This window comes from Burkholderiales bacterium, assembly GCA_015075645.1.
Lineage (GTDB): Bacteria > Pseudomonadota > Gammaproteobacteria > Burkholderiales > Casimicrobiaceae > VBCG01.
In genome coordinates, this window is record JABTUF010000003.1 from 589,753 (window position 1) to 611,338 (window position 21,586).

Consider the following 21,586-nt stretch of genomic DNA (forward strand, 5'->3'; position numbering starts at 1 on the left):
TCAAGCGCTGGCCGGCGGCGCGAGGGCGGCGAGCCAGGCGCGCACCGCATCGACGTCGGCCAGCCGATGGCGCGCGTAGGTGCGACCGGCGCCGACCTTCACGCCGATGCCGCCGGCGCGCTCCACGATGCGAAACCCCGGCTCGTCGCCGCGGTCGTCGCCGACGAACACCGGCCTTCGTCCCGCGAACGGCGCCTCGGCGAGGAATTCGCCGATCGCGCGGCCCTTGTCGGGACCGCCGGGGCGCACCTCGACCAGCATCTTGCCGCCTTCGGCGGTCCAGCCGTCGACTTCGGTGACGACGTGGCGAATCTCACGATGGACGAGGCTCGCGAGTTCGGGCACCGCGCGGTAGTGGACGGCGAGCGACGCGCCCTTGTGCTCGACGAGGAGGCCCGGATGGCGCGTCGCGAACGCCGAGACGAGATCGCGCAGGCGATCGAGCGTGCCGGGATGGCTCGAGTGGAGGTGCATCGCGCCGTCCGCGCCGCGCCGCTCGCATCCGTGCTGCCCGGCGATCGGCAGCGCGAGGCCGGGGAAGAGGCTGTCGGCGCTGCGGATCGACCGGCCGGTGATGAGCGCCAGCGCGCCTCCGAGCGAGCGGGCCGTCGCCGCCAGGGTCGAGCGCAGCGCCGGGTCGATGTCCACGCGATCGGGCGTCGGAGCGAGCTCGAGCAGCGTGCCGTCGATGTCGAGGAACAGGGCGTCGGTCCTCTGCAGCGGCGGCGGGAGCCGACGACGGGAAACGTGCTTCGCCGCCGTGCCCTCGTGTGCGGCCGCTCCGATCATGCGGAGAGGGCCGTTTCGCGCGCGCGACGTCCGAGCTTGCGTCGCTGGCGGATCGCCGCGGCGTCCATCAGCATGCGGCCGGCCCAGCGGTAGACGTTGAACTCGCGCAACAGGCCGCGCATGAGCCGCATGCGGTCGCGCTGTTCGTCCACCGGCATCGTCAGCGCGCGATGGATCGCGGCGGCGAACGAGTCGGCGTCGTAGGGGTTGATGACCAGCGCCTCGGGCAGTTCGCGCGAGGCCCCCGCGAACTGCGAGAGCACCAGCACGCCCCGCTCGTCGTCGCGGGCGGACACGAACTCCTTGGCGACGAGGTTCATGCCGTCGTGCAGGCTCGACACGATGCAGAGGTCGGAGGCCCGGTAGTACTCGTAGACGGCGTCCGCCTCGTGGTGTTCCGCGATGAGGCGGATCGGGGCGGCGCCCCCGGCCGCATGCTTCGCGTTGATCTCGTCGGCGAGCGCTTTCGCGCGCGAAGCGTAGTCGCGGTAGTCGGCGATCATGCCGCGCGAGGGCGCCGCCACCTGCACGAACACGAAGCGGCCCGCCCACTCGGGATGCCGGTCGAGCAGGCGGTCGATCGCGTGGAAGCGCTCGAGGATGCCCTTGGTGTAGTCGAGACGGTCGATGCCGATGCCGAGTTTCACGTCGTGCGCGAGCCCCAGGCGTTCGCGCACCGCGGCGCGCGCGTGCCCGACGCCCCACTGGCGGGCGAGCGGTTCGGGCGGCCACGCGATCGAGATCGGGTAGCGCCGCACCGCGGTCGCGTGGCCGGCGACGTGGACCTCCGAGGTCTCGCGGTCGACCCGCGCCTCCAGCACGCGGTCGACGGTGTCGAGGAAGTTGTTGCAGTGGAACTGCGTGTGGAACCCGAGGATGCTGCTGCCGAGCATGCCGTCGAGCAGTTCGGCGCGCCACGGGCAGATCGAGAACGCCTCCGGATTCGGCCATGGGATGTGCCAGAAGGTGACGATGGTCGCGTTCGGCAGCCGCTCGCGGATCATCTTCGGCAACAGCGCGAAGTGGTAGTCCTGGACCAGCACGATCGGCGCGTCGGTGCGGGCCTCGCGCGCGACCGCGTCGGCGAACTTCGCGTTCACCTCGCGGTAACGCGCGAAGTCCGACGAGCGGAAGACCGGCCGCACGTGCGCGATGTGGCACAGCGGCCACAGGCCCTCGTTCGCGAAGCCGCTGTAGTAGCCGTCCTCCTCCTCCTTGGAGAGCCAGATCCGGCGCAACCGGTAGGCCGCCTCGCCGGGCGGCACGTCGACGCGATCGTGCCCATCGACCGTCTCGCGGTCCGCGCTGCCGCTGCCGTGCGCGATCCAGGTGCCCGCGGTCGCGCGCATGACCGGCTCGAGCGCGGTGACGAGCCCGGAGGCGGGATGCTGGACCCGGATGCCGGCGTCGGTCCGGACGTGGATGTAGGGCTCGCGGTTCGACACGACGATCACGTCGCCGCCGCCGGGTTCACGCTCCAGGATCGCGCGCAGGCTCGCCGACGACCAGGCGAGCTGCCCTTCGTCGCGCGGGCGGTAGCGCTCCTCGAGTTCGCGGATCAGTTCGCGCACGTCGCCCGCGATCGGCCGCAGTTCCGGCGTCGCGAGGCCGCCGCCGGTCGCGGGCCGCACCAGCCCCTCGCCGCGCAGGAGCGCACGCAACCCGCTCACCCAGCCCCGCCATGAGAGCTGCGCGACGATCACGGTGATGAGCGCCACGAGGAACGCGAGCACCGCGAAGAACGCGAACAGGTAGCCCCGCGTCTCCGCGCTGCGCTTCTCGACGAAGCTCATGTCGTGCAGGATCGCGAGCTCCGCCGGTCCCGCGCCGCCGGTGTCGATCGGCGCGACCGACAGGTGCAGCATCCCGTGGGCGGTGCGGATCAGCGCCCGCGCGGCGGCGGCGTGGTCGCGCAGCGCCGCACAGGCGATGTCCGACGGAAACCCGGGGGTGGCGATCGGCACCGTGCGCCCGGCGATGCACAGTCCGACCGCGTAGAGGCGCTCGTCCTTCGTCAGGCGCTCGAAGAACTGCTCGATGCGCGGCGTCGACCCGGTCAGGACGAGGCCGGACAGCGGCTCGCTGACCGCGGAGGCGATGAGGGAACTGCGCGTGTCGAGGTCGCGCACGAACCAGCGCAGCATCAGCGTATCGGCGAGCGGCACCGCCGCGTAGGCGAACAGGCCGACGACCAGCATCAGCGGCAGCAGGAACCGGAGCGACAGGCGCATCCGGTCGACGTTAGCCGGACGCCCTCCGAGGGTCTGTCGGACAAACCCCTAACCCGGGTCCGGTGCGTGGCCGGGCGCCCGGCGCGAGCGCAGCACGTTGGCGGCGAGCATCGCGCCGACGATGACGAAGCCGGCGAGGTTCAGCCAGAACTGGTTGAACACCAGCACGATCCCGCCGATCGACAGCAGCGCCTGTTCGACGCGCGTGATCGAGGTCGCGAAGTGGCGCGAGAAGGCGGCCGACAGCGCGAGGATGCCGACGACGCCCGCGACGAGCGCGGAGACGAACGCGCTCCAGGTGAAGTCGATGAACAGCAGCGCCGGCGTGTAGGTGAACATGAACGGCACGAGCGCCTTGCCCATCGAGAGCCGGAACGCGGTGAGGCCGGTGCGCATCGGCTCCGATCCGGCGATGCCCGCGGCGGCGTAGGCGGCGAGCGCGACCGGCGGCGTCACGTCGGCGAGCACGCCGTAGTAGAAGACGAAGAAGTGGGTGGCGAGCAGAGGCACGCCGAGCGTCGCGAGCGCGGGGGCGGCGATCGACGCGAGGATGATGTAGGTCGGCGTCGTCGGGATGCCGGTGCCCATCAGGATGCAGGCGATCGCGACGAAGATGAGGCCGAAGAACACCTGAGCGCCGTTCTGGGTGATCGTTCCGGTCGGATCGATCGCGCGGATCGCCGTGCCCGCCTGTCCGGCGAGGTCGACGACCGCGCCCGAGAACTTGAATCCGAGCCCGGAGAGCGTCAGCGTGCCGAGGATCAGGCCGACGCACGCGCACGCCGCACCGATCGCGAGCGCGTACTTGGCGCCCTCGGACAATCCTTCGACGAGCGGTCCCCAGGTGAGCGTGCGGCCCTGCAACTCGCCCCAGCCGAGCTTCCGCGCGATGAGCGGAATGTAGGAGCAGACGAAGCACAGCACGATGCCCCAGAACGCCGACAGGAACGGCGTGTAGTCGAGCAGCAGCATCGTCACCAGCGCGATGAGCGGGAACACGAGGTGCCAGCTCTCGCCGATCACGCGCGAGAGTTTCGGGATCAGATGCGGCTCGACGCCTTTCAGCCGCAGCCGCTTCGCCTCGAGATGGACCATCGTGAGGCAGGCGAAGTAGTGGAACAGCGCCGGTACGATCGCGACGATCACGAGGAGCTTGTAGGGCACGCCGAGGAGTTCCGCCATCACGAACGCGGAGGCGCCCATCACCGGGGGCGTGACCTGCCCGCCGCAGGACGCCGAGGCTTCGACGGCGCCGGAGAACCGCGCGGAGAAGCCGTATTTCTTCATCAGCGGGATCGTCAGCGACCCGGTCGTCACCGCGTTGGCGATGGCGGAGCCCGAGATCATCCCGAAGAGTCCGGACGAGACGACACTGGCCTTCGCCGGCCCGCCCGAGAACCGTCCCGCCACGATCGTCGCCAGGTCCATGAACAGGCGGCCGAGCCCGGTGATCTGCGCGAGGATCCCGAACAGCACGAAGTGGAACACGTAGGTGGCGACGACGCCCACCGCGATTCCGTAGATGCCTTCGGTGCCCACGTAGATGTGGTTGACGACGCGGTCGACCGGATAACCGCGGTGCGCGAGGATGCCGGGCATGTGCCGGCCGAGGAGCGCGTAGAGCAGGCAGGTCATGCCGATCGCGGGCAGCAGCGGGCCCATCGTGCGCCGCGTCGCCTCCATCACGATCACGATCGCGAGCACGCCCATCATGTAGTCCTGCGCGATCGGTGCGCCGACGCGACCGATGAACACGTCGTCGAAGAAGACGAGGAAGTACCCGGAGATCGATGCGGCGCAGGCGGCGAGCGGCCAGTCGAGCCAGGACACGCGATCGCCGGTGCCCCCGAACTGCGGGAACGGGAGCGAGATGAGCGCCACCAGCGCGATGAATCCGACGAAGGCCGCGCCGTTCCGGACCTCGCCCAGCGTCGAGAGCCGGTCGACCAGCGACCACGCGAGATAGACGTAGAACGCGGAGAAGACGAGGCTCCAGCCCCAGGCCTTCGCCGCGTCGGCCGTGCGTTTCGGCAGCGCCGGACGCGGGAACACGAGGAAGATCAGGCCCAGCACCAGCGCGAGATGGAACGAGCGGTGCTTGATCTCGTCCAGCAGTCCGAATCCGGCGGTGTAGATGTGGAACGACGACAGGACGACCGCGATCGTGGTGACGAAGAGCCCGATCGGGCCGACCAGCTTGCGGAAATTCGATTCCGCGTCGTAGGCGCGGATGAGTTCGGCCTGCTTCTCCTGCGAGACGGCCTCGATCGAGTCGGTGAGCGCGCCGCCGTGCGGCGACGGTGCGTGGGCGCGGTCGTGCCTGCTCATCGCGGAACGTGGTTCAGCGCGCGCCGAAGCCGGTGGGGCCGGTGAGGCACGGTCCCGGTCGCGCACTGAGTGCGACGGCGCGATTGCCCCACTGGGCGAGGTTCACCGGACGCGGGTCGCCTTCGGCGACGAGGCGCCACCGCTGGTCGGCGTGCACGCGCATCGCGATCGTATGGAATCGGCGCGCCATCGAGACCACCCACGCATCGCCGTCGCGGCGCCATTGCCCGCCCGCGTCCGCTTCGGTCGGGAGGCCCGGGCCGTGCCGGCGGAAGCGGATCTCGGTCTCGACGATGGCGTCGCCCTCCACGCGGTAACGCTCCTCGACCGGGGTGCGCGTGACCGAATGCACGTAGGACACCGTGAACGCTTCGCGTCCTGCCTCGACCTGCGCGAGCGGCCGGCCGTCGGGGTGCGAGGCGATGGCGAGGCAGGCCGTGTCGGCGCCCGCAGCGGCGAAGGCGAGGCCCGGGACGAGCAGGAGCCCGATCCCGGGCCCGGGCATCACTTGATGAGGCCCTTCTCGCGGTAGTAGCGCTCCGCGCCCGGATGCAGCGGGATCGATACCGACAGCAGCGCCGTCTTGAGCGAGATCTCCTTGCCCTTCGGGTGCACTTGGCCCAACGTCGCGGTGTTCTCGTAGAGCGCCTTGGTCACCTCGTAGGCCATCGCGTCGGAGAGTCCGTCGTGCGTCGCCCACACCGCCATCACCGCGAGCGTGTCGACCGGCGCCGCCTGGCCCTTGTAGGTGTTCGCCGGAAGCTGCACGTTCGCGTAGTACGGCTGCTTCTTGCGCAGCGCCTCGATCTCCGGCCCCGCGAGCGGCACGATGCGGATGTCGCGGGCGTTCGCGAGGTCGGTGATCGACGAGGTCGGCGCGCCGGCGGTGATGAGCGAGGCGACGAGGTTGCCGTCCTGATCTTGTCGACCGACTGGGTGAACGACGACAGGTCCTCGCCGATGTCCTTGCGCGTCATGCCGTAGGTCTCGAGCAGGTCGCCCAGCAGTTGCCACTGGCCGGAACCGGGCGAGCCCGACGAAATGCTCTTGCCCTTCAGGTCGCGGAACGTGTTGACGTTGGCCGACGCGAGCGTCACGAGCTGCACCTGCTCGGGATAGAGCGCGCCCAGCGCGCGCAGGTTCTTGAGCGGCTTGCCGTCGAACTGGCCCTTGCCGTTGTACGCGGCGTCGAGGATGTCGGCCGCGACGACGCGCGCTCTCGATGTCCTTGCGGCCGAGGAGTTGCGCGTTCGCGACCGACGCGCCCGCGGTCTCGGCGGTCGCGGAGAGTTTCTTGCCGCCGATCGTCACTTTGTTGCTGATGAGCTGGGCGAGCATCCCGCCGAGCGGATAGTAGGTGCCGCCGGTGCCGCCGGTGGCGATGCCGAAGAACACACGCTCCTGCGCGGTGGCGTGGCCCGCGAAGGCGACGGCGGCCGCGATCGCGGCCGCGGCGATAAGGCGCTGTTGACGCATGGAACCTCCCCAGGAGCCCGCGGACGCGGCGGGCGATCGTCCGGTCAGTATGCCACGGCGAGCGCGTCCGGAGCGGTCAGGAGACCGCCCCGGAGCCGTAGCGGCCGGAGAGGAGCCGTCCCGTGACGAAGCGCTCGAGCGCGTAGGGTTCGAGCGGGTAGTCGGTGGGAAGGCCCAGCACCTGCTGGGCGAGGAGCCGGCCGACGATCGGCGAGAGCTTGAACCCGTGCCCGGAGAACCCGTAGGCGACCGCTAGCCCCTCGACCCCGGGGAGCGCGCCCAGCACCGGATTCCAGTCGGGCGTCACGTCGTAGACGCCGGTCCACGACGACGCGAGCCCGGCCTCGGCGAACGAGGGCAGGCGGTGCGCGACCTCCGCACCCAGTTCGACGACGTGGTCGAGCGGGACGTCGGCCTGCACGGTGTCGGGTGGTCGAGCGTCTCGCCTTCGTTGCCGTCGCCGACCAGGAGCTGGCGCGTCGCGTAGCTCCGCAGGTAGAGCTTCGCGTGCGACGCGAGATCCTTCAGCACCGGCAGGTCCTTCGTGTAGGGCCGCGGGCCCTTCGAGCGTGAATACGGCGTGGCGCGAGATCGTGAGCGGCAGGTCGATCCCGGTCCACGCCGCGACCTCGCGCGACCAGATGTTCTGGGCGCAGACGACGGCGCCGGCGCGTAGCTCGCCCGCCGGCGTGCGCACGCCGGTGACCCGTCCGGCGGCGTCGCGGACGAGGCCGGTCACGTTCACGCCTTCGCGGAACGACACGCCGCGACGGCGGGCGGCGCGCACGAACGACGAGAGCACGAGGTGCGCGTCCGCGTAGCCCGCGTCGGGCTCGAAGCCGACGTGCGCGATGTCGTCGAACGACACGAGCGGATGACGCTCGCGCGCCTCGGCGATCGGGAGGTCGCGCGCGTCGATGCCGAGCGAGCGCTCGACCGCGAGCGTCGCCTTCAGCGCCTCGGCGCGCCCCTTCCGGCGCGACGATCATCAGCCCGCAGCGGTTGTAGCCGGAGACCGCCTCGGGGTCTTCGAGGTACTCGGCGAAGCGCGCGAAGATGCCGATCGCCGCGTGCGCGAGTTCCGCGTCCTCGCGCACCGAGTAGTGCGTGCGCAGGATGCACGAGGACTGCGCGGTGGTGCCGCCGCCCAGCGTGCCGCGTTCGAGGAGCGCGACGCGGCGGGCGCCGAGCATCGCGAGGTGGCAGGCGATCGACGTCCCGACCACGCCTCCGCCGACGACCACGACGTCGAAGCTCTCCATGGCCTTTCAGCGGCTGCGGGCGCGGGGCATCGAGCGTATTGGACCACAGGCGGAGCGATAATCGGCGCTTTCCCATCGCAAGGGGCGGAGCATGGCGTGGTTCGCGTTGTTCGTCGCGGGACTCTTCGAGGTCGGCTGGGCGATCGGGCCGGGCAGTACCGAGGGATTCACGCGGACCTGGCCCAGCCTCGGGACCGGCGCGGCGATGGTCGCGAGCGTCGTGCTGCTCGGCTGGGCGATGAAGACGCTGCCGGTCGGCACGGCCTACGCGGTGTGGACCGGCATCGGCGCGGTCGGGACGGTGGCGCTCGGCATCGTGCTGTTCGGCGAGGCGGCCACGGTCGCGCGGCTCTCGTGCGTGGGATTGATCGTCGCGGGATCGTCGGCTTGAAGCTCGTGACGGATTGAGGCGTATCGCCGGGAGCCTTTGGCCACCGTGGATCAGGGCTGCACCCGCGAACATCGTCGCCGGCGGCTGGCCGCCTCGGAATGCGGGCAGGCCGACTGATTCGCGGACACGCGGGGCTTGACATGCCATATGCGGCATATCCATGATGATACATGTGGCGCCTCGAGGAGCACCGCCGCGTCGACAGGCAGCCGTCGGGTTCCGTGCCGATCGAGATCCTGAAGCGCTACGAGAAGTGGAAGGACATCGCCGTGCTCTCCGGACCACCGGGACTGCGCGCGATCAGGGATTTCGCGACGAAGCGCTGTCCGGCGAATGGAAGGACATCGATCGTCACGCCTGGGAGCGCAGTGGCGGGTGATCTATCGCGTCGCCGCAGAGGTGCAGCTGATCCAGGTGGTCCACGTGACGCCTCACGACTATCGAAGAACCTGACATGAAGACCTTTCGTCCCGCCAGGCGGCGCGTGGAGGTGAGCGTGGGCGAGTCCGTGCGCATCCTGCGCGAGTTGCAGGAGCTGAGCCAGAGCCAGTTGTCCAAGCTGACCGGCATGTCGCAGGCGAACATCTCTGCCATCGAGAACGGCCGGGTCAACCTGGGGTCGAGCGCGCGAAGGTTCTCGCCCGGGCGCTGAATTGCCACCCTGCCGTGCCCTGTTCCCGGGCTGGAGGTGCCGCTCGAGCCGGCGGCTTGACCAAGCGTTGGCCTCGATCGCGCCGCTGCCGGGTTCTTTCACAGCTCTCAGCGCCCGGACAGCTCGCTCTCGTGCCACTGCCCGAGCGCGAGTTTCGAGGCGAGCGCCGCCCGAGGTAGAACGCGACGCCGGCGAGCGCGATCAGCACCAGCGCGGCGAACAGGCGCGGGATGTCGAGCTGGATGCCCGCCATCAGGATCTGGTAGGCGAGGCCGGCGCCCTGGCCGCCGGTGCCGGCGACGAACTCGGCGACGACCGCGCCGATCAGCGCGAGGCCGCTCGCGATGCGCAGCCCGCCGAAGAAGTACGGCAGCGCGCTCGGGATGCGCAGGCGCGTCAGCACCTGCCAGCGTCGCGCGGTTCATGCGGAACAGGTCGGCGAGGCGCGGATCGACGCTCCGCAGTCCGAGCGTGGTGTCGGAGACGATCGGAAAGATCGCGACGACGACGGCGCACAGGACGAGCGCGGTGCGGGTGTCCTTCACCCAGATGATGATGAGCGGCGCGATCGCGACGATCGGCGTGACCTGCAGCAGCACGACCCAGGGCGTGAATGCGGTCTCGATCCAGCGGCTCTGGACGAAGACGAGCGCGATCGCGACCCCGCAGACGATGGCGAGCGCGAGCGCGGTCAGGGCGATCGAGACGGTGACACCGAGCGAGGCGAAGAGCAGCGGCGCATCGGCGACGAGCGTGCGCGCGACGGTGAGCGGAGACGGAACGAGCCACGCGGGGACGTCCCAGGCGACCGTCCACGCCTGCCACAGCGCGAGCACCGCGACGGCGACGATCGCCGGGGCCGCGAAGCGCCAGCGCGACGCGCCCTCGGAGGCCGCGCGATTCATCTGCGCCTGCTTCTGCCGGCGTCATCCGGGATGCCGCCGCCGGCCTCGGCGATGCGCCGGGACAGCCGTTCGGCGTAGCCCGCGAATGCGGTGGTCACGCGAAAGCGCTCGCCGCGCGGGAACGGTTCGTCGATCTCGACCTCGTCGACCAGGCGGCCAGGGCGCGGGCCCATGACCGCGACGCGCGTCGACAGGTACACCGCCTCGTGGATGCTGTGCGTGACGAACACGACGGTCAGTCCGCGCTCGCGCCACAGCGCGGAGAGTTCGTCGTCGAGGCGCGCGCGCGTGAACTCGTCGAGCGCGCCGAACGGCTCGTCCATCAGGAGGAGGTCGGGGCGGGTGACGAGCGCGCGCGCGATGGAGGCGCGCATCTGCATGCCGCCGGAGAGTTCGCGCGGCCAGCGACGCGCGCTGTCGGCGAGCCCGACGAGGGCGAGTGCGTCATCCACCGCGCGATCCGCCTCGTCGCGCGGCGTGCCGGCGAGCGAGAGCGGCAGGCGCACATTGGCGTCGACCCGCGCCCAGGGCATCAGCGTCGGGGCCTGGAACACCATCGCGAGACGGCGGCCGGAAGTGCCGGTCCGCTCGAACGGGGCGCCCCACCACGCGATGTCGCCCGAGGTCGGCGCTTCGAGGCCCGCGATCAGATGCAGCAGCGTCGACTTCCCGCAGCCCGAAGGGCCGAGCACCGTCAGGAACTCGCCGCGGCGGACCTCGAGATCGATCGGGTCGAGCGCGCGGGTGCCGTTGGGCCAGGTCTTGGCGGCGCCCGACAAGGCGACCGCGGAGCGTCGTTCCGCGCCGGCCGGTGCGCGGGAATGCTCAGGGCAGGACCTTGACGCCGTGCACGATCGCGAGGCTCCACGCCTTCGCATAGTCGACGTCCGGCTTCGCGAGCCGCGTGAGTTTCAGGAAATCGACGGTGGCGCGCCAGCGCGCGTCGGTCATCGACAGCAGTCCGTCCCGCTTCGCGCTGCCGCCCTCGACGATCGCGTGCTTCTTCATCTGGTCGACGCTGAAGGCCAGCAGTTCGTCGCTCATCTGCGGATTGTCCTTCCGGATGAGCGCGTTCCCCGGCGCCGGATTCGCGAGGTAGCTCTTCCACCCTTCGGCGGACGCGCGCACGAAGCGTTCGAGCACGTCGGCGCGGCGGACGAGCGTGTCGCGCCGGACGACCAGCGCTTCGGAGTAGGGCGGATAGCCGAAGTCGGCGAGCAGGAACACGACCGGCTTCACGCCGGCCTTCTCGATCGAGAACGGCTCGGAGGTCGCGAAGCCCTGCTGCGAGAGCGTCGGATCTGCGAGGAACGGCTGCACCGAGAACGCGTACGGGCGCTTCTGCGCGTCGTCGAAACCGAATTGCGCCTTGAGCCACGGCCAGAACGTCGTGTTCGCGGCCGAAGCGATCGCGATGGGCTTGCCCTTCAGTTGTTCGAGGCGGGATACGCCGGGGTGCGCGATGACCACGGTCGGATTCTTCTGGAACGTCGCCGCGATCGCGACGAGCGGGACCTTCTGCTCGATCGCGCTCAGGACCTGCAGCCCGTCCGCCATCGCGACGTCGAGCTGTCCGGCCGCGAGGAGTTGCAGTCCGTTGACCTGCGGACCGCCCATCCTGATCGTCACGTCGAGCCCGTGCTTCGCGTAGATGCCTTCGGCCTGCGCCTGGTAGAAACCGCCGTGCTCGGCCTGGGCGAACCAGTCGGTGGCGAAGACGACCCGGTCCCTGCCCTGCGCATGCGCGAGCCCCGCGAGCGATGCAGCGGCGAGCGCGCACAGCGCGAGGAGCGCGAAGCGTCGGCGGCCTGGCGATTCCATCGGACCTCCCGGGCGAATGCGAGGGCCGATTATGCCGGGAACGCGCATCGCCGTGGGTCGGGCTTCAGCCCGACGGAATCCGTGCCGATGCGAAGGAACGGCGTCGGCCTGAAGGCCGACCCACCAACGTCTGCTGTGGGTCGGGCTTCAGTCCGACACCGAGGACGCTCACCGGCGCTCGATGCGCCGCCCCGGGAGTCGCCGGCGCGTCTGTCCTTTGCGTCCTGATTGATTCCTGATCCCTGATGTCGGCCTGAAGGCCGACCTACAACGGTGAGAGGCGATGTCGGCATGAAGGCCGACCTACGACGGCGGGCGCGATGTCGGCCTGAAGGCCGACCTACGACGGCGGGCGCGATGTCGGCCTGAAGGCCGACCCACGGGGCGCGGTTGTGGGTCGGGCTTCAGCCCGACACGACGGTGGGAACACGCGGGGTCGGATACGTGGTCCGAAAACGGCGAGTCCGCCCTCGGTGCCGGGCGTAGGATGGCGCCCATGAACCTCGACGCGGAAGCCTGCTGGCGCGCGCTCTCGACCCATGATGCCCGCTTCGACGGTCGCGTCTACGTGGGCGTCGCTACCACCGGCATCTACTGCCGGCCGGTCTGCCGCGTGCGCACGCCGCGACGCGAGAACGTCCGCTTCTTCACGAGCGCCGCGGCCGCCGAGGCGCGCGGCTTTCGCCCCTGCCTGCGTTGCCGTCCGGAACTCGCGCCCGGCCGTGCCGCGATCGACGCCTCGTCGCGACTCGCGCAGGGCGCCATCGAACTGATCGAGTCGGGCGTGATGGACGACGACGGCGCCGCCGGACTCGCCGCGAGGGTCGGCGTGTCCGATCGTCATCTGCGCCGCGTGTTCGACGCCGAGTTCGGCGTGTCTCCGGTCGAGTACGCGCAGACCCATCGCCTGCTGCTCGCGAAGCGCCTGCTCACCGACACGCGCCTCCCGGTGACCGACGTCGCGCTCGCGAGCGGATTCGCCAGCGTGCGCCGCTTCAACGCGTTGTTCCGCGAACGCTACCGGATGGCGCCGTCGCGCCTGCGCCGCGAGTCCGGCGCGGCGGACGCCGAGGTCCTCGCGTTCGAACTCGCCTACCGTCCTCCGTTCGCCTTCGATGCGCTGCTCGGCTTTCTGCGCGACCGCGCGGTCGACGGCATCGAGTCGGCCGACGAGGCGAGCTACACGCGCACGCTCGCCGTGGGACGCGGCGCGCAGACGCACGTGGGCCGCGTGACCGTGCGCCATCGGGCGCGCCGGAGCGCGATCGGCGTCGTTCTGTCGTCTTCGCTCGCCCGCGTCGTGCCTTCGGTGCTCGGCCGGGTGCGCCACGCGTTCGACCTCGCCGCCGATCCGGCTGAGATCGACTCGGCGCTGGGGTCGCTCGCCGGTGCGCGTCCGGGCCTGCGCGTGCCGGGCACGTTCGACGGCTTCGAACTCGCCGTGCGTGCGATCGTCGGCCAGCAGGTGTCGGTCAAGGCCGCGCGCACCTTGCTCGGCCGGCTCGTCGCGGCGCACGGCATCGCGGTGGACGTTTCACGCGACGGTCCGGCGCGGCTCTTCCCGCCTGCGCACGCCCTCGCTGCACTCGCGCCGGGCGAACTCGCGGGAATCGGCCTCGTCGCCGCAAGGGCACGGGCGGTGCACGCGCTCGCGGCGGCAGTGGACGAGGGCGCCCTGTCGCTCGATCCGGGCGCCGACGTCGACGCGACGATACGCGCGCTGACGGCGCTGCCGGGCGTCGGCGACTGGACGGCGAACTACATCGCGATGCGCGCTCTGCGCTGGCCCGACGCATTCCTCGCCGGCGACCTCGTCGTCCGGCGGGCGATGGGCGTCGCCTCCGCCAAGGAGGCCGAGGCGCGCAGCGGCGCGTGGCGCCCGTGGCGCGCCTATGCGGTGATGCACTTGTGGAACGGAGCGACGACATGAACGATGCGATCAGGTGGTGCCATTGCGACACGCGACTCGGACGGGTGCGACTCGCCGCGCGCGGCGGAACGCTCGTCGGCCTGTGGTTCGTGGGCCAGAAGCACGACGTGCCGCCCGGCGACGACTGGCGGGAGGCGCCGGGCGATCCGTTGTTGCGCGACGCGGCGCGTCAGGTGCGCGACTATTTCGACGGCAGGCGGGACCGCTTCGAACTCGAGGTCGCGCCCGAGGGCACGGCGTTCCAGCAGCGGGTCTGGCGCGCGATCGCGAAGGTGCCCGTGGGGCGCACCGCTTCGTACGCCGATCTGGCGCGACGGATCGGAAGTCCGCGCTCGGTGCGGGCGGTCGGCGCGGCGGTCGGGCGAAATCCGGTGTCGGTGGTCGTGCCCTGCCATCGGATCGTCGGGTCCGACGGTTCGCTCACCGGCTACGCGGGCGGGCTCGAGCGCAAGCGCGTGCTGCTCGCGCTCGAGCACGTCGCGCTCGACGCGCGCCGCGATGCCGTCGCCGGAGGGCCTGCATCCACGCGCTGAGCGCGTTGCGCCGTGCCGACGCCGCGCTCGCCGTTCCCGGTGCCCCGATGGTGCTTCGCCCGCTGCATGCCGTGCGGCGTCGCGGCCCCGGCCGCTTGATCCCGGCCTCGGCTTGCCCGGCGGCGTCCACGCGTTCATAGTGCGGGGGCGCGGCGCGCCGCGCCTCGACGAAGCCTCGATGCCCCTCGATCCCGGACTCGCCGACTACCTCGCCCGCGTCGCCGCGGAGGTCCCGCCGCTCGCCTCGACCACGCCCGAGGCGAGACGCCAGCGCATGGAGGTGATCGCGCGCCGGTTCCCGGCGCCCGAGGATGCGGTGGCACGCGGCGATGCGTGGATCACGCTGCCGGGACGCGAACTCTCCGTCCGCATCTACCGCCCGGAGTCCGGCACGCTGCCCGGCATCGTCTACCTGCACGGCGGCGGCTGGGTCGCGGGCAGCCTCGCGACGCACGACGGCGCGGCCGCCGCGCTCGCGCGCGATGCGAACGCGGTCGTGGCGAGCGTGCAGTACCGCCGCGCGCCGGAGAATCCCTATCCGGCGCCCAACGACGACGCATACGCCGCGCTCGCGTGGTTCCACGCGAACGCCCGCTCCCTCGACGTCGATCCGCGCCGCATCGCCGTGGCGGGCGACAGCGCCGGCGCGCACCTCGCGCTCGGTTGCGCGATCGAGGCCCGCGACCGCGGCGGTCCGGCCATCGCGTTCCAGTTGCTGATCTATCCGGTCGTCGCGCCCGAATTCGACACCTCGAGCTACCTCGCGCACGCAGCATCGCCGACGCTCACGCGCGAGGACATGCAGGGGTACTGGCGGGCTTACCTGCCGCCGGAATCCGACGACGGCGGCGCGAGGGCGGTGCCGGCACGCGATACGCTCGCGGGGTTGCCGCCCGCGCACATCGTCATCGCCGAACTCGATCCGCTGCGCGACGAGGGTGCCGCGCTCGCCGATCGATTCGCCGAGGCCGACGTGAACGCGAGCCTCGCCGAGGCGACGGCGCTGCCGCACGGATTCCTGCGCGCCGCACCGTATGCCGCGGCCGCGCGCGCGGCGCAGGCAGCGCTCGGTGCGGTGGCGCGAACGGCACTTCATCGGTGAGACCATGAGCGATCCTGTTCCGCCGTCGTCTCCGCGCCCGCGCCCGCGCCCGCCGGTGTCGCCCTACGATCCGACCGGCATCGACGACGGGCAGGGCGGCATTCCGATCGGCGCGCGCCGCCCGGCGTTGCGCGCCTCGGCGTGGATCGCGCTCGCCGCGGTGGCGATCGTGATCGCCGTGCTCGCGTGGCGGACAGTGGAGCGGCAGGCGGTCGAGCGCGCATACGCGGATGGCGTGGAAGCGCTCTCCGCGGGACGCACCGATGCGGCGCGCATCGCCTTCGACCGCGTGATCGAGAAGCGACCGGACTGGGCGGCCGCGTGGCGACAACGCGGATACTCCGCCGGCAATCCCGAGGCGGCGATCGCCGATTTCACGCGCGCGATCGAGCTCGACGGCAACGACGCGGACGCTCATGCGGCGCGCGGCCTCGCGTGGATCCAGGCGAACGAGCCGGCGAACGGCATTCCGGATTTCGACCGGGCGCTCGCGATCGGCGACGCTGGGGGAGTCGATGCGGCGACGCTCACGCGCTGGCGCGCGGACCGCGCGCTCGCCCGTGTCGTGTCTGGCGATCACGCGGGGGCGCTCGAGGATCTGCGTCGGGTCGCCGATGCGCGCGGTGCGCCGGAGGACCAGCACCGCCTCGCCCTCGCACTGGCGTCGACCGGCGATTGGGCGGGCGCGCGCGAGGCCTACGATCGCGCGATCGTCTCGGGCGGGGAACCGCTATGGCTGGGAGAACGCGCGCTGGTGTCGATCCAGCTCGGCGATGACGCCGCGGCGGGCGTGGACCTGGTGCGCTGCGCCCAGCTCCAGCCCGAGTGCGCGGAGGTGTTGGGGACGCGCGCGGGACAACTCGCGCGCGATCTCGGCCGGGCACCGCCGCCGGGCGCGCGATGAAGGCGATCCCGCAACGGGTCTACTCGGCGATCGTCTTCACGCTCGTCGCTGCTTTGCTCGCCGCTTGCGCGAGCCGTCCGGTGAATCCGCCGCTCGAGACCTTCGATCGGCGGGCCGGCTATCGGCTGGAGAATCGGCCCGAGCGGCCGGGCAACGACCCGGGGACCGTGGTGGTGCTCGCGTTCTCCGGCGGCGGCATGCGCGCGGCCGCGTTCTCGTTCGGCGTGCTGGAGGAACTGCGGCGCATCGAAGTCTCGATCGACGGCAAGCCCACGCGCCTCCTCGATCAGGTCGACCTCATCACCGGCGTTTCGGGCGGGAGCTTCACGGCGTTGGCCTACGGGCTCTACGGCGAGAAGCTCTTCGACGACTACGTGACGCGCTTCCTCGAGCACGACGTGCAAGGCGACCTCGTCGCGCGGTTCCTCAATCCTGCGACCTGGCCGGACCTGGTCTCCGAAGGATGGGGCCGTTCGGAGATGGCGGCGCAGCTCTACGACGACCTGCTGTTCGAGCACAAGACCTACGCCGACCTCGACGCGACTCCCGGCCCGATGATCCTCGCCTCCGCGACCGACATCTCGACCGGCTCGCGACTCGCATTCTCGCAATCCGAGTTCGACCTGATCTGCTCGAACCTGCTCACGATGCCGGTCTCGCGCGCGGCGGCGGCGTCCTCGGCGGTGCCGCTCGTGATGTCGCCGGTGACGATCAACAACTACGGCGGCACCTGCGGTTTCCGGCCGCCGTACTGGCTGCGGCAGTTCGAGGATCCGGACAACCGGCTCCGGCCAGCGGGGCGCGCGCTCCAGCGGATCAAGGAGATGAACGCCTACCAGGACGGCAAGGACCGCCCGTACCTGCATCTGGTCGACGGCGGCATCTCCGACAACCTCGGCGTGCGCGCGATCATCGAATCGCTCGAGGAGATCGAGGCGTCCGCCGTGCTGCGCCAGAGCAAGCGCATCAACCGCATCCGGCGCGTCGTCGTGCTGGTCGTCAACTCGCTGTCGGTGCCCGCCACGAACTGGGATCGCACCGAGCGTCCGCCGAACGACTTGCAGATCCTGCTCAAGGCGACCGGCGTGCCGATCGACCGCTATTCGTACGAGGCGGTCGAGATCCTGAAGGACATCGTGGCACGCTGGGACACGGTTCGCGAGCTGCGCGAATCGGGCGCGCTCCGGGGCGGCCGCGGCGCGAAAGGGCAGGGGATCGATGTGCCCGACATCGACCTCTACGCGATCGATGTGTCGATCGACGCGCACCCGGATCCGAAGGAGCGCACGTTCCTGAATCAGACACCGACGTCGTGGGTGCTCACCCGCGAGCAGGTCGATCGCCTGCGGGCGGCGCCCGCGGCGATCCTGCGCACGTCGGCCGATTTCGCGCTGCTGCTGGAGGACCTCGACGCCACGAAGACCCGGCGCGAAGGTCCCGCGCAGTGAGCGCCGCGCACCGCGAAGCCGACGCGGACGAGGCGCTGCTTCGGCTCCGCTTCGACGCGCTGCGCGCGGCGTTCGCGCGCGAACCGTATCCCGATCTTTCGGACCGCCGCGACCGGATCGCGCGACTCGCCGCGATCGTGCGCGACCACGAGGACGACTTCGTCGCGGCGATCGGCCGCGACTTCGGGCACCGTTCGGCGCACGAGACCCGACTCGCCGAACTCTTCATCGTCGCCTCCGAGGCGCGGCACGCGATGCGGCGGCTCGCGCGATGGATGCGTCCGGTGCGGGTGCCCACGCCGATCCAGTTGCAGCCCGGCCGCGCGCGCATCCTGCCGCAGCCGCTCGGCGTCGCGGGGATCGTCAGCCCGTGGAACTACCCGGTGCAACTCGCGCTCGCGCCGGCGATCGCGGCGCTCGCCGCGGGGAACCGCGTGATGCTGAAGCCCTCCGAGGTGACGCCCGCGACCTCCGCGCTCCTCGCCCGGACGATCGCCGCGCGTTTCGCTCCCGACGAGTTCGCGGTCGTGACAGGGGGCGCCGCGACCGGTGCGGCGTTCTCGCGCCTGCCGTTCGACCACCTGTTCTTCACCGGCTCGACCGTGGTCGGACGCCTGGTTGCAAAGGCGGCTGCGGAGAACCTGACGCCGGTGACGCTCGAACTGGGCGGCAAGAGTCCCGCGATCGTCGATGCGAGCGCGGACCTCGCCCTCGTGGCTCCGCGACTCGCGGCGGGCAAGCTCTTGAATGCGGGCCAGACCTGCATCGCGCCGGACTACGCGCTGGTGCCGCAGGCACAGCTCGATGCGTTCGTCGCCGCCCTCGCCGGCGCGGTGCGCACCCTTTATCCCGATCCGATGCGTGGGGACGACTACACGGCGATCGTCGACGACCGGCACTACGCGCGGCTAGCGGGGCTCATCGACGACGCGCGCGCGCAAGGGGCGCGCATCGTGACGCTGCCGGAGGGCGCGGCGCCGGACGCCGCGACGCGACGCCTGCCGCCGACGCTCGTCGTCGGCGCGAACGATCGCATGCAGGTGATGCGCGAGGAGATCTTCGGACCGATCCTGCCGGTCGAGGTCTGCGCGAACCTCGACGATGCGATCGCGAAGGTGAACGTGCGGCCGCGCCCGCTCGCGCTCTATGCGTTCGGCCAAGATCGCGCGGCGATCGCGCGCATCCTGCGCGGCACCGTCGCCGGCGGCGTCACGGTCAACGACACGCTGTGGCATTTCGCGCACGAGGGGTTGCCGTTCGGCGGCGTCGGGGCCTCCGGCATGGGCGCCTACCATGGCGAGACCGGCTTCCGCACGTTCAGCCACATGAAGGGCGTCTACGTGCAGCCGCGGTTCACCGCGGCGAAGCTGCTGCGCCCGCCCTATGGTGCGGCGTTCGAGAAGGTGCTCGCGCTGTTGAAGCGGGTGGCGGGGTGAATCAGTTGACAGTCGACAGTTGACAGTTGACAGGGGCGGCGGCGTCTCCGGTGGCGGCGCATCGAGCGCCGTTGCGAATTCCATGCAGGTTCGACTTCAGTCGAACGCCTTTCGCTTCCATCCGGCGAGCCCCGTCAGGCTGAAGCCTGACCCACAGGGAAGGCGGACGCTTCGGATGGCTGGTGGGTCCGGCTTCAGCCGGACGCTTCTCGCTTCGATGCAGCGAGCATCGCCTTTCTCCCCGATGCACCGAACCCCGTCGGGCCTGACCTACGAGGATGTCCGGCGACATGGTGATCGCCGCGCAAGGTCGGCTTCAGCCTGACGTCTTTCCGCCAACCCGTTCCGTTGCTGCCGCGTGGGGCGCGTTCAGCTCCGCCACCAATGGACGGTGAGGAACTCCCTCCGGGGCTCGCCGCGAAGGAAGCGGATCTCGCCGAATCCGGACGTCGGTCCGGCGCGCAGGCCCTGGTAGCGAACGGCGATCGTGCGGTCCGCCGAAGTCGCGCCGTGGGCGACGACCGCGGCCTCGCCCGCCTCGAGAAGTTCGGCGACGAGATGCGCGGTGTCCTCAAGCCTCACCGCCTCGATCGGCGCACATCCGGAGTCGTCGACGGAACCCGCGACCTGCGCGAGCAGCGCCTTCGCGCGCCGGCCGCGAATGAGCGCCTGGCGTTCGCGCTCGTCCTTCCACGCATGCGGCGTGGCCGCGGCCGCGGCTTCGAGCGGATCGCGCGCGATGAGGATCGAGGCGCCCGACGCGATCACCGCGATACAGGGCCGGGCGACGGAAGCGGGCAGGGTGATCTCGCGCGACACGTCGAGCGTCTGCCCGGCCGGCGGCCGCTCCGTGCCCGCACCGCCGGCCAATCCAGTCACGACCGCGGCTGCCGAGGCCAGCGCCGCGACGCTACGCCGCGTGCGCATGGATCTCGCGCGCCGCGCGCAGGCCGGATTCGATCGCGCCCTGGATCCACGCGTGCGCGAGCGACGCGTGTTCGCCGGCGAAGTGGATGCGCCCCTCGGGCGCGATGATGTGCTCGTGCAGGAGCCCCTGCTGGGACGGCTCGAACAGCGCGTACGCGCCTCCGGCGTGGGGATCGTCGTGCCACATCCACGACGCGCCGACCTCGAAGTCGTCGACGACCTGCGGGTGGATTTGCGCGACATCTTCCAGTGCCTGCTCGATGCGGTCGTCGGGGGAGAGGGAGCCCCAGCGCTGCGCGTCCTCGGCCCAGGTGTAGCTCGCGAGCAGCACGCCGCGGCCGGTCGCGCGGCCCGATTCGGGATAGTAGACGTTGCGCACCGGCAGGTCGGTGACGGTGCCGCCGCCGAAGATGCCGTCGTCCACCTCCCAGAACCGCCGCCGGCACTGGAAGAAGATCTTCGCGGCCGCGTCGTAGCGGAGCTGGCGGATGGCGCGCCGCTTCGCGTGCGAGAACGGCTTCAGCGCCTCGACGTGGCGCAACACCGGGAACGGCACGGTGACGATCGCATAGTCGCCGGTCGCGCGCATCCTTCCGGCGTCGGTCTGATAGTGGACGGTGACCTCGGTCTCGGACTGGTCGATCGCGATCATGCGCGCGCCGAAGCGGACGCGCTCGCGCAGTCCCGCGAGGAACGCGTTGGGCAACCGGTCGCTGCCGCCGTCGATGCGCACCATGTCGGTGTAGAAGCGGCCTACCTCCTCGCGCACCAGTTCGAGGAAGCAGGCACTGATGATCGACTCCTGGTTGCACACGAGGCCGTAGAGCTCGATCGCCGCCTCCGACCAGCCCTGTTCCTCGAGGAACTCCCGGGTCGAGTAGCCGTCGTACTTCGCGGCGATCTCGGCCCAGCCCCGTTCGCCGTCGCGCTCGATCTTCTCGGCGAAAGGCTTCATCAGCGCCTCGAAGCGCGCACCCGACGTGAGTCCGCGATCGTGCTCCGCGAGCTCGCTGCCGAGGAGATCGGGGTTGCGTTCGAACTCCGCCAACCGCAGCTTCCGGCCGAACAGATGGCAGTACGCGTTCGGGTTGTGCATCGTGAACGGCTTGACCGCGATGCCGAACGCGTCGACGTAGGCGAGCGTCAGTTCGTGCGAGCGCGGGATGCGCATCGCGCCCGCCTCGGCGTACAGCCCGGGCGCGAACGGCTCGCGCATCGTGTAGATGCGGCCGCCGGCGCGCCCGCGCGCCTCCAGCAGCAGCGGATCGTGGCCGGCGCGCAGCAGTTCGCGCGCGGCGACGAGCCCGGCCATGCCCGCCCCCACGACGATCACGCGATGGCGCTTGCCGTGCCGGGGCGGCAGGCCGTGATGGATGGTCGCGAGGTCGCGTTCGACGGATGGATTCATCGAGGGAGGTCCATGCCGATGCAGGATCAGGCGCGCCCCTGCG

Annotated in this window: 17 protein-coding genes and 3 pseudogenes; 8 read left to right on the top strand and 12 right to left on the bottom strand. The window is 71.1% G+C overall.

The window, feature by feature from the left end; all coding sequences use genetic code 11:
- The 7 genes and pseudogenes from otsB to HS109_09770 all read right to left on the bottom strand — a co-directional run bounded on the left by otsB (window position 1) and on the right by HS109_09770 (window position 8,086).
- The gene (gene otsB, locus HS109_09740) at window positions 1–789 is read right to left on the bottom strand and encodes a trehalose-phosphatase (protein ID MBE7522653.1); all 789 of its coding nucleotides are present in this window, start codon (window positions 787–789) and stop codon (window positions 1–3) included.
- Window positions 786–3,020, bottom strand: coding sequence for a trehalose-6-phosphate synthase (locus tag HS109_09745; protein MBE7522654.1), 2,235 nt, complete (start codon window positions 3,018–3,020; stop codon window positions 786–788). Before HS109_09745 ends, otsB begins: the two co-directional genes overlap by 4 nt.
- 48 nt (window positions 3,021–3,068) lie before the next feature.
- Window positions 3,069–5,348 (bottom strand): TRAP transporter permease, encoded by a 2,280-nt coding sequence (locus HS109_09750; GenBank protein MBE7522655.1) that lies wholly within the window; start codon window positions 5,346–5,348, stop codon window positions 3,069–3,071.
- A 13-nt stretch (window positions 5,349–5,361) separates the two neighbouring features.
- The gene (locus tag HS109_09755) at window positions 5,362–5,853 is read right to left on the bottom strand and encodes a DUF1850 domain-containing protein (GenBank protein ID MBE7522656.1); all 492 of its coding nucleotides are present in this window, start codon (window positions 5,851–5,853) and stop codon (window positions 5,362–5,364) included.
- Window positions 5,853–6,824, bottom strand: a pseudogene (locus tag HS109_09760) (TAXI family TRAP transporter solute-binding subunit). The gene HS109_09755 and the pseudogene HS109_09760 overlap by 1 nt, the downstream one beginning before the upstream one ends.
- A gap of 76 nt (window positions 6,825–6,900) precedes the next feature.
- Window positions 6,901–7,245, bottom strand: a complete 345-nt coding sequence (locus HS109_09765) for an FAD-binding oxidoreductase (protein MBE7522657.1) — start codon at window positions 7,243–7,245, stop codon at window positions 6,901–6,903.
- Window positions 7,246–7,348: 103 nt separating this feature from the next.
- Window positions 7,349–8,086 (bottom strand): FAD-dependent oxidoreductase, encoded by a 738-nt coding sequence (locus HS109_09770; protein MBE7522658.1) that lies wholly within the window; start codon window positions 8,084–8,086, stop codon window positions 7,349–7,351.
- 91 nt (window positions 8,087–8,177) lie between these two features.
- On the opposite strand from HS109_09770, the gene HS109_09775 reads away from it, so the two are divergent.
- Together HS109_09775 and HS109_09780 are read left to right on the top strand one after the other, a co-directional pair.
- Complete coding sequence (locus HS109_09775) at window positions 8,178–8,477, top strand: QacE family quaternary ammonium compound efflux SMR transporter (protein ID MBE7522659.1); 300 nt, start codon at window positions 8,178–8,180, stop codon at window positions 8,475–8,477.
- Between the two features lie 454 nt (window positions 8,478–8,931).
- Window positions 8,932–9,163 (top strand): annotated as a pseudogene (locus HS109_09780) (helix-turn-helix transcriptional regulator).
- 73 nt (window positions 9,164–9,236) lie between these two features.
- Here the strand turns inward: HS109_09780 and HS109_09785 are convergent.
- The 3 genes and pseudogenes from HS109_09785 to HS109_09795 form a co-directional block, all read right to left on the bottom strand.
- Window positions 9,237–10,034: pseudogene (locus tag HS109_09785) on the bottom strand (ABC transporter permease).
- Window positions 10,031–10,912, bottom strand: a complete 882-nt coding sequence (locus HS109_09790) for an ABC transporter ATP-binding protein (protein MBE7522660.1) — start codon at window positions 10,910–10,912, stop codon at window positions 10,031–10,033. The pseudogene HS109_09785 and the gene HS109_09790 overlap by 4 nt, the downstream one beginning before the upstream one ends.
- The gene (locus HS109_09795; protein MBE7522661.1) at window positions 10,860–11,855 is read right to left on the bottom strand and encodes an ABC transporter substrate-binding protein; all 996 of its coding nucleotides are present in this window, start codon (window positions 11,853–11,855) and stop codon (window positions 10,860–10,862) included. Before HS109_09795 ends, HS109_09790 begins: the two co-directional genes overlap by 53 nt.
- A 496-nt stretch (window positions 11,856–12,351) precedes the next feature.
- Between HS109_09795 and HS109_09800 the strand changes: the two genes are divergently transcribed.
- The 6 genes from HS109_09800 (at window position 12,352) to HS109_09825 (ending at window position 19,208) form a co-directional block, all read left to right on the top strand.
- Entirely contained in the window at window positions 12,352–13,785 is a 1,434-nt protein-coding gene (locus HS109_09800; GenBank protein MBE7522662.1) for a helix-turn-helix domain-containing protein, read from the top strand.
- A complete protein-coding gene (locus HS109_09805) occupies window positions 13,782–14,318 on the top strand; it encodes a methylated-DNA--[protein]-cysteine S-methyltransferase (GenBank protein MBE7522663.1) in 537 nt (178 codons plus the stop codon). Before HS109_09800 ends, HS109_09805 begins: the two co-directional genes overlap by 4 nt.
- A gap of 178 nt (window positions 14,319–14,496) precedes the next feature.
- Window positions 14,497–15,420, top strand: coding sequence for an alpha/beta hydrolase (locus tag HS109_09810; protein MBE7522664.1), 924 nt, complete (start codon window positions 14,497–14,499; stop codon window positions 15,418–15,420).
- A 4-nt stretch (window positions 15,421–15,424) separates the two neighbouring features.
- On the top strand, window positions 15,425–16,324 hold the full coding sequence (locus HS109_09815; protein ID MBE7522665.1) for a tetratricopeptide repeat protein: 900 nt from the start codon (window positions 15,425–15,427) through the stop codon (window positions 16,322–16,324).
- Window positions 16,321–17,772, top strand: coding sequence for a patatin-like phospholipase family protein (locus HS109_09820; protein ID MBE7522666.1), 1,452 nt, complete (start codon window positions 16,321–16,323; stop codon window positions 17,770–17,772). The genes HS109_09815 and HS109_09820 overlap by 4 nt, the downstream gene beginning before the upstream one ends.
- 35 nt (window positions 17,773–17,807) lie before the next feature.
- A complete protein-coding gene (locus tag HS109_09825; GenBank protein MBE7522667.1) occupies window positions 17,808–19,208 on the top strand; it encodes a coniferyl aldehyde dehydrogenase in 1,401 nt (466 codons plus the stop codon).
- Window positions 19,209–19,577: 369 nt separating this feature from the next.
- Here HS109_09825 and HS109_09830 read toward each other — a convergent pair whose 3' ends face one another.
- Together HS109_09830 and HS109_09835 are read right to left on the bottom strand one after the other, a co-directional pair.
- Window positions 19,578–20,135, bottom strand: coding sequence for a hypothetical protein (locus HS109_09830; protein MBE7522668.1), 558 nt, complete (start codon window positions 20,133–20,135; stop codon window positions 19,578–19,580).
- The gene (locus HS109_09835; protein ID MBE7522669.1) at window positions 20,119–21,543 is read right to left on the bottom strand and encodes a flavin monoamine oxidase family protein; all 1,425 of its coding nucleotides are present in this window, start codon (window positions 21,541–21,543) and stop codon (window positions 20,119–20,121) included. The genes HS109_09830 and HS109_09835 overlap by 17 nt, the downstream gene beginning before the upstream one ends.
- Between the last annotated feature and the right edge of the window lie 43 nt (window positions 21,544–21,586).